The following is a 10,557-nucleotide window of genomic DNA, read 5'->3' as shown; positions in this document are numbered from 1 at the left end:
ATCATATAAAGCAAGCCTCATGTAGTCGGCATACGAGATGCGCCCAAGCGGCGAGGCATAGATCGCTTCATAAATCGCCTTTGCCATATCTATTTCCTTTCCCGTTTTTTGTTTTTTACTATTGACATAGTAAAAACGCTGTTATATTGTTATAGTAGTAGCTTAACTATATCCCCTCCCATTATATGGATAGAACATCCCCCAAAAAACCCTTCTTTATCGAAGAAGGGTTTTTTGTTTGCGGAAAAGCAAACGTGTCATTTGCCAACCGCGGCCGGCACGTTTGCTTTTTTGTGGCATTGGTTTCCTTTTAAAATCCATGCAAAAACGGATTTGTATCCATTTCCGCTCCGATTGTTGTCTCCCGACCATGTCCGGATAATACTACTGTTTCCTCTGGCAATGTAAGCAGCTTATCGTGGATGCTGCGCAATAGCTGTTCATGGTTTCCTCCCGGCAAATCGGTGCGTCCAATACTTCCAGCAAAAAGTACATCTCCGGAAAACACCGCTTCAATCTCTTTGCAATAGTAAGAAATGCTGCCCGGCGAATGTCCAGGTGTTTCCAGTAAATCAAAGGCAAACGCTCCGATTTGCAATGTTTGTTCTCCCGTTATGCATGTCGGTTCACATCGGACGATGACTTGACCTCCGCCAAAATATGCCGACCCGTTTAAAGCAGGATCGGTTAGCCACTCTTTTTCTCTCTCATGGATATAAATTGGAAGCTCCCATCGCCCTCTCACTTCATGAATGCCGCCGATATGGTCGAAATGAGCATGGGTTAATAAAATCGCCAGCGGAGTGAGCTGCTGTTTTTCAATATACCCGACAATTTTATCCCCCTCTGCGCCCGGATCAAAGATGACACAAGTACCATCCGTATGGGATAGTATGTAGGCGTTGGCCTGAATCGGTCCGACTGGAATGCGCTCCCACTTCATGATTATTCCTCCTCCATTTGTTGGCACTATATCGTTTCTACTATGTCGGCAAAAACATCACTATCTCCTAGACGTATCTTTCCAAATCGCTATACCGCTAATTACTATTATTTTATCGCAACATGGCCAAGTTTGTCATTTCGCTCATGTCCTTTACCAAACCATTCTAAATAAGAACAGAATAATATAGAAGAAAGTGGGACACAATGATGATAAATGCAAGAACGCTTTCGCCTCTTCTCCCGTCCTGGAAAAGCACATAACCAAACATGATGGTAGAACTGTCCGTTATTTCGAACCGCCTAAAAAATTGCCGTGCATATCGTATGTTGATTCCTATTTTTGACCTCGACAAATAAATAAAAAAAGATTACAATGAAAAAGAGTTAGTCGGTTTCTTACATAAATTTTATCACAAGGATTTATTTCACAAGGGGGTAAGACAATGGGAACAGTCATTATTTTTGCGTTAGTAGCGCTGTTGGCGCTTTACGGAATTGTGCGCACCTTACGCGAGAAAAATATACTTGGGTTTCTTTTCGGACTTGGCGCCTTCGCCGTATTCGGCTGGTTTACCGTTATGACAATATTGCATCACGGTTTTCCAACAGGCACGCATTAAAGCGCAAGAGGCATTTCCAAAGCCTCTTGCGCTTTTATTTCTTTGCTTCATGCCATATACAACGCCGCTAGAAAAATGCCGAGACTATCTTCGTAAATCTCAGTAAATTGGGAAATTGGCAACGGATTTACTCCTTCTCCTAGTTCCACCGTGTATCCTCTTCGTCTCCATGTTTGAATAAACCAGTCGCGATACCCAGCATGGCTGTCGATATACCGTACGGCTCGATAGCCGCTTACTTTGGCAAACTCATTCACGGTTTCTTCCGCTTCCGGCGGTTCCAGTCCTTCGTACCCCCAATATATTTCTTTTCCTTGTGTGTGAAAGGCTAAAATCATGGAAAAATCGCTTTCCTCGGTCAATGCGGCCATCGCTTTTGTTTCCGGTTCTGTGAGCGGCGCGAACCCTGGAAAATCGCGAGGCGCCGGTGCTTTTGGAACTTTGCGGGCCTGCTCCACCTCCCATTTGGCCGGAAATTGATTATTTAAATCAATGCCGCGGATATTTGCCTTCCACTGTGAAAAATCATAAGATCCTTCGTTCATGCAGATCACTTCGCTCCGATATGGCTCTTGTTCCGGCGGTCCGTGCAAAACAAGGTTTACTCCATCAGGATTGACCATCGGCACAACGGAAAGCGTCACCTTGTTATAATAGTCTAGCATTCGATGGCCGCGCAGCGTTTGATCGTTTGTCACTGCCAGTAAATATTCATTCAAAAAGGTCATAATTACCGCCGTTGTAATCCATTCATTGGCATGAAAAGACCCATTGAAATGGACGCGGATCGGCCCGCGGCCAATCTGCAGCTCGATTAATGGCAATCCAAGCACACTATATCCAATCGTTCGTGTTCGCACAAACGGAAAATAGCGGCAAAGCGTCTTGATATCCTGCTGCAGCGTGGAAAAATCGTACGCTTTTTGCCCTTGAACCACGCGGGAAACGATCCGCTTGGGCAGCTGTACTTCCCCGCTTGTGATCTTCGTTGTACCTTTCATGCGCCGCAATGCCATTTCGTGTACGGAAAAAAAGCCGGCCAGCTCTTCCCATGATTGGACCACATCATATCCCGGAATGCAAACAACCTCTCCCAGCTTCAAATGTCCGTTTTTGATATGTGGGTTGGCGTCCACCAATAACTCGTAAGGCACAGAAAACCATTCGCTGTACATGGCCAGTGTATCGCCCAAGGAAGCATATATATTCAAACGCCGTCTCTCCTTCCTTCTATTCTACCTTCAACATATGAGACAGAACGACGAAAAATGAAAAATAAAAACGATTCATCGAATAATCAGCCTTTCGATGAACCGTTTTAGACATAGATATCCTTTTATGCTGGCAATAACGTTTTGGCCAGCCATGCGCTGCCGATAACTCCCGCATCATTGCCAAGCGCCGCCAATACAATCGCTGCGCCTTCAGCAACGCGCGGAAACGCAAAACGGCGGAAATGGGTGGTGACACGTTCTACTAATATATTCCCCGCCTTCGAAACCCCGCCGCCAATGACGATTTTCTCCGGATTGGAAACATTGGCAGCATTCGCTAAGGCTAAGCCAAGATAGAACGTTACTTCCTCGACAATTTCTAAAGCCAATGCATCTTCTGCTTTCGCGGCGTCAAATACTGCCTTAGCCGTTACAGCGTCAGGGCGAAGCAGCGTCTGCCGGTCCGATGTTGCTAATTTTTCTTTTGCGATCCTTACAATTCCCGTGGCCGAAGCGATGGTTTCCAAACAGCCGCTTTTTCCGCAATTGCACGGTGCCCCGCCGCTTGGAATCATCGTCATATGGCCGATTTCGCCGCCGGCGCCATTGACGCCATGCACAATTTGGCCGTTGGCAATCACTCCGCCCCCGACACCAGTGCCAAGCGTAACGCAAATCAAATCGCGCGCTCCACTGCCAGCTCCCTTCCACATTTCACCAAGAGCAGCGATATTCGCATCATTATCTACCGCGACAGGAAGAGACATTTCCCTCTCTAATTCTTCTTTCAACGGGTAATTCTTCCAGCCTAGGTTCACTGCTTCATAAAGCATTCCCGTTTCCATATGCACCGGTCCCGGCGCACCGATGCCAATGGCTAAAAGCCGGTCTTTGTTTTCCCCTAAACGATGCAATGTTTCTTGCAGTGATCTGGAGATATGTTTGACAATGTTTTTTCCTTGATTCGAAAGATCAGTATCAATTTCCCATTTATGTACAATATCCCCGTCTGTCGTTACAAAGGCCATTTTTGTCGTTGTGCCGCCCAAGTCGACGCCAACAAGCCATTTTTCTGCCATCGTCTCTTCATTCCCTTTTCATTCGTTTTTCTCTTTCGATCTGCGCCTCATGCCGCAAAATAAAAAGCGCCATTTGAAAATCTTTTACGTCAATCAATTGCGATTGGTATAACTCTTTTAACTCTTCTTCCATCAACTCTAAGTCGGCTAGACGGTCTCCTACATAGATGATCGTCCCAAACCGTTTTAAAAGCTGCTGTACGTCATAGACCGTTTTCATTATTTTCACCTGCACCTCTTTTTACCCAATATAAATGTATAAACAAACCACTGCTTCCGTCAAGCAGGAAAAAAGAAAAACAGGCTGCTTGAGCAAAACGCTCGCATAGCCTGTTTCACCGGTCCGGATCGCGCGGATGCAGCACGGTCGGCCGCCGGTTTTTCAGCGGCATCGGGGAGCGGATGAGCACATCGCGCATCGCCCGATAGGAAAAAGGAATAAACGGCCATAAATACGGCACGCCGAACGAGTTCATGCGCGCAAGGCCAATGATCCACATCGCAATGCCAACCACATAGCCGTATAGATCCAATACTCCGCTCAAAACTAACAACCCAATTCTAACAAGACGATTGGCAAGCCCCATTTCATAGCTTGGTGTCGCGAAACTCCCAATAGCAGCAATCGAAAAATATAAAATTACTTCGTTCGAAAACAGACCGACTTCTACCGCAATTCCGCCGATCATCAGCGCGGCGACCAACCCCAGTGCCGTCGCTAAAGATGAAGGGGTATGGATCGCCGCCATCCTCAGCATATCAAGGCCAATTTCAATCATGATAATTTGCGCAAATAACGGAATATCACCCAGTTTTGCCTTCGCTAAAAAAGAGAGGGACGACGGCAATAACTGCGGTTCTGTCATCATTAAATACCAAAGCGGCAATAGAAAAATAGAAGCCCAAACCGCTAAAAAGCGCACAAGCCGCAAATAGGCGCCAACAATCGGCTTGTTGCGGTATTCCTCGGCGTGCTGGAGATGGTGCCAAAACGTCGCAGGCGTAATTAACACACTTGGCGAACCATCGACAATGACGAGCACATGACCTTCATATAAATGCGCCGCCGCCGTATCCGGACGTTCCGTATAGCGGACTACTGGATACGGATTCCAATGCCTTCCTGAAATAAACTCTTCCACTGTTTTCTCCGCCATTACCAGCCCATCAGTATCAATTTTGGCAATCGATTGTTTCACACGCTCAACTAATTCCGGATCGGCGATTTCTTCAATATAGCAAATGCAAATATCGGTCCTCGAGCGGCGTGCCACTTGCAAATACTCCATACGCAAAGATGGGTCGCGGACGCGGCGGCGAATCAGCGCCGTATTGAATACAAGCGTTTCAACAAAGCCATCGCGCGCCCCGCGCACGACCCGTTCATTATCCGGCTCTTGCGGACCGCGAACCGGATATGTACGCGCATCAATCAAAATAATATAATCGACGCCGTCTACCACCAACGCAGTCGGCCCGGCGAGCACCGCACTGACCGCTTCTTCCAGATCATTGGTTTTGCTTAACTCTACGTACGGAATATACGTTTTTAATAATTGTTCAAGCGGGTGTATCTGCAATTCTTCTTTTTCGAGAAACGATAATCTTCTCATTAAATAATGTAAAATATCGTCTTTGACAAACCCATCGATCATAAAAAACGACATTGCCCTTCCCGCATACTCGACGTCAAGCTGTATGACATCAAAACTCTTCCCGACGCCAAGCCTTTGCTGCAAATAGGCAATATTGTCTTGTATGTTCCGGGAAACGAACTGTTTGTTTCTGCTTTTTTCCAATGTGATCCCACCTGCATTTCCTTGCAATCTTGATACCATTCATCTTTGACAGCCGCAAACAAATTCATACATAAATTTGTCTTTGTAAGCATATATTGGTGAAAACCTTGTCCATCTTGGGGGGGTTCTATGAGAAAATGGACCATTCCAATCATGACGATCGCAGCAGCGTTTTTATGTTTGATTCTGTTATTTTCCCTTTATTCCCACAATTCAACAAAAGAAACGATTATCTTTTTCCCGATCCACCCGCAAGCTACATTTAAGGAAGCAAAAACGACGTTGCAGCTGCAGCCGCAAAAACGGAGGGGAAAATATTCACTGCTTTGGTCAACGTCCTCTTCCTTAGACAGAACCGCCTATTTACGCCAGGATATTTCTTTGCTTTTTGCGGATGGCCGTCTTATCGACCGTCTTTCTAAATGGGAGAGTCATAGGAAAACGTTAACACAGCGAAAGAAAGTAACAGCCAAAGATAGCCGTTTTTTTCAAACGATTTCGTTTCACTATGGCGAACTCCATGAAGGAAATGCCATTACGAGCAGCCAGACGATGACAAGCGATTATTTATATGTCATCGATTCGCCGTACCACCCGCTCACGTCGTTTCGCCGAGCGACAACAGAAGAGGAGAAAGAGTGGCAACGAATATTAAACAAAACAACAAACGGATATCTTCAGCATAAGGCCCAATCGCTTTTATCACACTTTTCCATCCAAGCGCAGCAATATTATTCATTATATTTACCTGACTTAATTATGTATAATGAACAGCCGCTGCCAGACCTTTCGATGAAAAAAACACAAGAAATCATCGGGAAGCTTTGGGAAGGAATGTATAAATCTTATTTCCTCGGCATAAAAAAAGAGGATGGTTCCATCCTCTCGCCAATCGGCAGCACCGTACCGCTTATTTTAATAAGCAAAGACTACTCCCACTTAATTGTACTGATAGAGGCGGAAAACGGGGAGAAATTTCAGTTAATCCAAAAAATAACCTAAAGGCGGAATCCGATCAATAAACCTAAAGCAGCAATGCTTACCGTGACAAATAAGGAACGAGCTTGCCGCTTCCAAGCAGCATGATTGGGCAAATGGACGATACCGGCGGCAAGAAATCCGCCAATCAACCCGCCAATATGGCCGGCATTATCAATTCCGGGAACAACGATTCCAAATAACAGATTGATAATAATCAGGCTGATAATATTCGTCCCGATCGTTTGGAAAAAAAGATGCCGATATACCGTCCCAAAGTAAAGCAAGGCTCCAAATAAGCCAAAAATGGCGCCAGATGCCCCCGCGGAAAGGGACGACGTGAACAAAAAGCTGCCAAGCGTCCCAAAAAAACCGGCAATCATATAGATGCAGAAAAAGCGCCACGATCCGTAAAGACGTTCCACCATCATGCCTAAATAGTAAAGCGCAAACGTATTCATCAATAAGTGCAAAAACCCGATATGCAAAAAAATCGGTGTAAAAAAGCGCCACCATTCCCCTTCCCAAATAAGGGGATTAAATTTTGCCCCATATCGAATCAACACTTCGGGATTCGTGCTGCCGCCGCTCCATTCCATCAACAGAAACAACGCTACTTGCAAAGCGATAAAAATATAGGTAAAAACAGGTTTGCCGTATTCAAACAACCTTCTTTCTCGTTCTTGTTGTTCCCTTACTTCCTGGAAAATACGGTGTTTCAGCCGCTCAGCTTCGAAAAATGGATCGCTGTCATCACTGATAGGAGAAAGAACAATAGGCGTTTTGATCGTGTCTGTTAGCTGTTGCAGCGAATGCTCGATGTTCCCCGAGTGGATCAAAAGCGTCCGGAACGCGCCGTTCCGCCGCTGCGGAAGCGGAAGCGGCTTTGCGATCAAAAATTCCCAATCATCAACAGGAGGATAGGTGGAAATATAAATATTCACCACTTGGTCCGCTTTACCAATTTTCCGCCTCGGTAGTTGCCCGACAACACGCCAAGCATATTCCATATCCCGTTTCAGCTGTTGTCCCCAATCGATATCATCACGCACGATGCGGACGAGCGGAACACGCCGATTCTCGAGTGACTCCAACCAAATTTCATTCACGCGGTGGGATAGTTGGACAATCCGGTAACGCTGTTTTATAAAAAAATAAATGAGCTGCCAAAATAGACATTCCATTTTCCCATTCAACGTCTCCTCCCCCTTTTTTCCATAACATGAGGCTCCCCCAGCAATATGGAAGCTAACTGTTCCACACTACGGCAGATGACGGCAGATGGCGCCGAAACGGCGGAAGCAGGCTGCTGCTGGAAATAAATCGCCCGCCATCCAGCATGAAGCGCTCCCATCACATCCAGCTCCCAAGAATCACCGATATATACCGGCTGTTTTCCAAACGGCAATCGACGTTGGGCGCAGCGGAAAATCGCCACATCAGGCTTTTCACATCCAACCTCCTCGGAAATAACCACTGCGTCGTCGGAGAAAAAGCGGCACAACCCGGCGTACGCAATTTTCTCACGCTGAATGGCACTTTCTCCATTGGTTATAATACCAAGCGGAAGCGAAAGGCTTTGCAACCGTTCGAGCAGCGAAATAATTCCTGGCAGCGCAATTGCAAAACGGCCGACTACTTCATCAAAATAGGCGTGAAACTCATCTGCCGTTTTCACATTTATCTTTATATGAAAAACACGCATCGTCTCAAGGAAGCGAAGGCGGCGGTACTCCTTTCTCGTCAAGCGCCCTCCCGCATAATCCGGCCAATAGCGATCGCAGTATGCTTTAAATACACGAAACCATGGCAAAAAAGAAACAGCTTGGTTTGAGAAAAACGTTGTAAAGCAATGGTAAATGGCCGTGCGGAATGTCCGCTCATAGTCAATAAGCGTATCGTCAAGATCAAACCAAATGGCATCCCACTGTTTCATTGTACCACACTTAGCGTAATATCTGGGAAATCATTGCATTGCGGACAAACGGAACACTCATGGATGAGCGGACAAACCACTTCTGTAAAATTCGGATACTTAATAAAGCGTTTACCACTCGATAGCGGTAGCGGTATACCGCTATGCCGGCTATAATCGCCAATAACAGATAGACAAACTTGTTCATCGTTCCACTCCCTCTATTATAAAATTCCTCTTTATTCTTTTTCCCATTCATTGATAAATTATGAAATAATAGCAACAGCTAAAAAAGAAAAAACGGACCAAAAATGGGCCGTTTTTAGCAAAAAAACTTCCGTCGTTCATATATCATCTGCCTTTTTCAGAAAATGGATAAAACAACGTAAATCAATGTGGAACAGGCAATAGATAAAACATTCACCACATCATTGTTGACAAAACGGTACCCTTTCATATGCACCGTTTTTTGTCCGCAATGTTCCTTTCGTTCCGTTTGCATCCCGCATATCGGACAGCGGTACACCGCCTGCCAGACCGCGCCAAACCATGTGTCAAACAAGCTGCCAAGCCACCCGAAAAAGGCGATCGTCATAACAGAAATGTTTTCCCATTGAACAGCGCCTGCAGCAGCGATAAAAGCAGCCCCGAAAAAGGCGGCAGCCGTGCCGAGCAATGTCACCGCCCCCGATGTTCCTGCTTCCACTTTTTTGAAATTTGTCAATAATCTTGGCGGCTGTTTGCTTAAAATGCCGATTTCCGATGCCCATGTATCCGCGTTGGCGGCAGCAACGGAAATAAGAAACAAAGGGAGCCAGAACGGTGATGGGTGGAATAAGGAAAGGAAGCTGATCAAGGCGGGAAGCCCCCCGTTTGCGAACACTTGTATATAGTCGCGGCACTCCCCTTTTTCTACTTTTTCCATTAGCTTTTTTTTCTTGTTTTTGCCGATTTTGCTCCACATGCTGGAACTGACAAAAAATAATCCTAACAGTATTAATCCGTTCCATGAAAATCCAATTCCAACGATCGTGCCAACAATGATAGTCGCGATTGCTCCGGAAATGGAAAGCGAACGGATAAACCACCCTCCGAGCGCCACAATAGCGGAAACGATGATATATTGCCATTCATTCATTACATTGTATAACCCCTTCGTTTGTAATAATCATTTGCACAGGAACATCATGTTCTTCTATAGGCAGGGAGTCGACGACTTGGAAAGAATAGGCCAATGAAATCGTCGGCACTGATACATGCCGCAAATAGCGGTCATAATATCCTCCGCCATATCCAATTCGATAACCATTCTTGGAAAAGCATATTCCCGGAACGATGATGATATTCATATCGCTTTTTTTTACTTCGTTCGTCAACGTTTCGATTGGCTCGCGCAGACCGAAATATACCGACTCAAGTTGGGAAAAAGATACGATCTTCCGGAATACCATCGTCTTTGTCGCCGGATCGCATTTTGGCACGCTCACCGTTTTCCCTTCTTGCCAGGCCCGTTCAATGATGGGAATGGTGTCGACTTCTTTTCCTTTCGAAATCGTGATGCCAATGACGCGGGCATTTTTCCACTGCGGCAGTTCATATAGCTTTTCTGCGATTTGTTTATCATATGCTTGTTTTTCCTCATCGGTTAACTGCTCTAGCTTTGCTTGCATCCGTTTGCGGATTTGCCTTTTTTCCTCCATTTTCCTTTTCCTCCCTTACCACATTCCGCCTAAGTCCACCATAAAAAGACAAAAAGCAGCAGGAACTTATTTCCTACTGCTTACTTCGTTTCACGATGAAGTAATGTCTTTTTACATCTTGGGCAATATTTTCTTAATTCAAGACGATCTGGATTGTTGCGTTTATTTTTGGACGTAATATAGTTACGTTCACCGCATTCTGTACAAGCCAATGTAATGTTCACGCGCATGTATCTTCCCTCCAAACTACTTTAGTTGAACTTATTATAATCAGACTTTTCTATGATAGCATTTTTTTATGGCGATT

At 45.4% G+C, this 10,557-nt stretch carries 13 protein-coding genes; 2 read left to right on the top strand and 11 right to left on the bottom strand.

Annotation, left to right across the window (positions count from 1 at the left end; translation table 11 throughout):
- Positions 1–310: 310 nt before the first annotated feature.
- The gene (locus HT574_RS12860) at positions 311–943 is read right to left on the bottom strand and encodes an MBL fold metallo-hydrolase (RefSeq protein ID WP_175244891.1); all 633 of its coding nucleotides are present in this window, start codon (positions 941–943) and stop codon (positions 311–313) included.
- 445 nt (positions 944–1,388) lie between these two features.
- Here HT574_RS12860 and HT574_RS12855 point away from each other — a divergent pair, with 445 nt between their 5' ends.
- Positions 1,389–1,565: a DUF2759 domain-containing protein gene (locus tag HT574_RS12855; RefSeq protein WP_017435096.1), complete on the top strand. Its 177-nt coding sequence runs from the start codon at positions 1,389–1,391 to the stop codon at positions 1,563–1,565.
- A 47-nt stretch (positions 1,566–1,612) separates the two neighbouring features.
- Here HT574_RS12855 and HT574_RS12850 read toward each other — a convergent pair whose 3' ends face one another.
- The 4 genes from HT574_RS12850 to HT574_RS12835 all read right to left on the bottom strand — a co-directional run bounded on the left by HT574_RS12850 (position 1,613) and on the right by HT574_RS12835 (position 5,657).
- A complete protein-coding gene (locus HT574_RS12850; RefSeq protein ID WP_175244890.1) occupies positions 1,613–2,776 on the bottom strand; it encodes a M14 family metallopeptidase in 1,164 nt (387 codons plus the stop codon).
- Positions 2,777–2,901: 125 nt separating this feature from the next.
- Entirely contained in the window at positions 2,902–3,858 is a 957-nt protein-coding gene (locus HT574_RS12845) for an ROK family glucokinase (protein WP_175244889.1), read from the bottom strand.
- Between the two features lie 7 nt (positions 3,859–3,865).
- Positions 3,866–4,078, bottom strand: coding sequence for a YqgQ family protein (locus HT574_RS12840; protein WP_175244888.1), 213 nt, complete (start codon positions 4,076–4,078; stop codon positions 3,866–3,868).
- Between the two features lie 115 nt (positions 4,079–4,193).
- Positions 4,194–5,657 carry a spore germination protein gene (locus HT574_RS12835; protein WP_175244887.1) on the bottom strand — a complete coding sequence of 488 codons (1,464 nt, stop codon included), beginning with the start codon at positions 5,655–5,657 and terminating at the stop codon, positions 4,194–4,196.
- Positions 5,658–5,786: 129 nt separating this feature from the next.
- On the opposite strand from HT574_RS12835, the gene HT574_RS12830 reads away from it, so the two are divergent.
- Positions 5,787–6,659 carry a hypothetical protein gene (locus HT574_RS12830; RefSeq protein ID WP_175244886.1) on the top strand — a complete coding sequence of 291 codons (873 nt, stop codon included), beginning with the start codon at positions 5,787–5,789 and terminating at the stop codon, positions 6,657–6,659.
- On the opposite strand, the gene HT574_RS12825 is transcribed toward HT574_RS12830, so the two are convergent.
- From HT574_RS12825 to rpmG, 6 genes are all read right to left on the bottom strand, one after another.
- Complete coding sequence (locus HT574_RS12825) at positions 6,656–7,831, bottom strand: rhomboid family intramembrane serine protease (RefSeq protein ID WP_175244885.1); 1,176 nt, start codon at positions 7,829–7,831, stop codon at positions 6,656–6,658. The two genes, HT574_RS12830 and HT574_RS12825, sit on opposite strands and share 4 nt — an antisense overlap.
- Positions 7,828–8,571: an HAD family hydrolase gene (locus HT574_RS12820; protein ID WP_175244884.1), complete on the bottom strand. Its 744-nt coding sequence runs from the start codon at positions 8,569–8,571 to the stop codon at positions 7,828–7,830. Before HT574_RS12820 ends, HT574_RS12825 begins: the two co-directional genes overlap by 4 nt.
- Positions 8,572–8,581: 10 nt before the next feature.
- A complete protein-coding gene (locus HT574_RS12815) occupies positions 8,582–8,758 on the bottom strand; it encodes a hypothetical protein (RefSeq protein ID WP_175244883.1) in 177 nt (58 codons plus the stop codon).
- Between the two features lie 156 nt (positions 8,759–8,914).
- Complete coding sequence (locus tag HT574_RS12810) at positions 8,915–9,688, bottom strand: DUF92 domain-containing protein (RefSeq protein WP_175244882.1); 774 nt, start codon at positions 9,686–9,688, stop codon at positions 8,915–8,917.
- A complete protein-coding gene (locus tag HT574_RS12805; protein WP_042406230.1) occupies positions 9,681–10,250 on the bottom strand; it encodes a 5-formyltetrahydrofolate cyclo-ligase in 570 nt (189 codons plus the stop codon). The genes HT574_RS12810 and HT574_RS12805 overlap by 8 nt, the downstream gene beginning before the upstream one ends.
- 80 nt (positions 10,251–10,330) lie before the next feature.
- Positions 10,331–10,480 (bottom strand): 50S ribosomal protein L33, encoded by a 150-nt coding sequence (rpmG, locus tag HT574_RS12800; protein WP_071532933.1) that lies wholly within the window; start codon positions 10,478–10,480, stop codon positions 10,331–10,333.
- Between the last annotated feature and the right edge of the window lie 77 nt (positions 10,481–10,557).

The organism is Parageobacillus sp. VR-IP, assembly GCF_013357975.1.
GTDB lineage: Bacteria > Bacillota > Bacilli > Bacillales > Anoxybacillaceae > Saccharococcus > Saccharococcus caldoxylosilyticus.
This window is presented reverse-complemented; position numbering and strand designations above follow the sequence as displayed.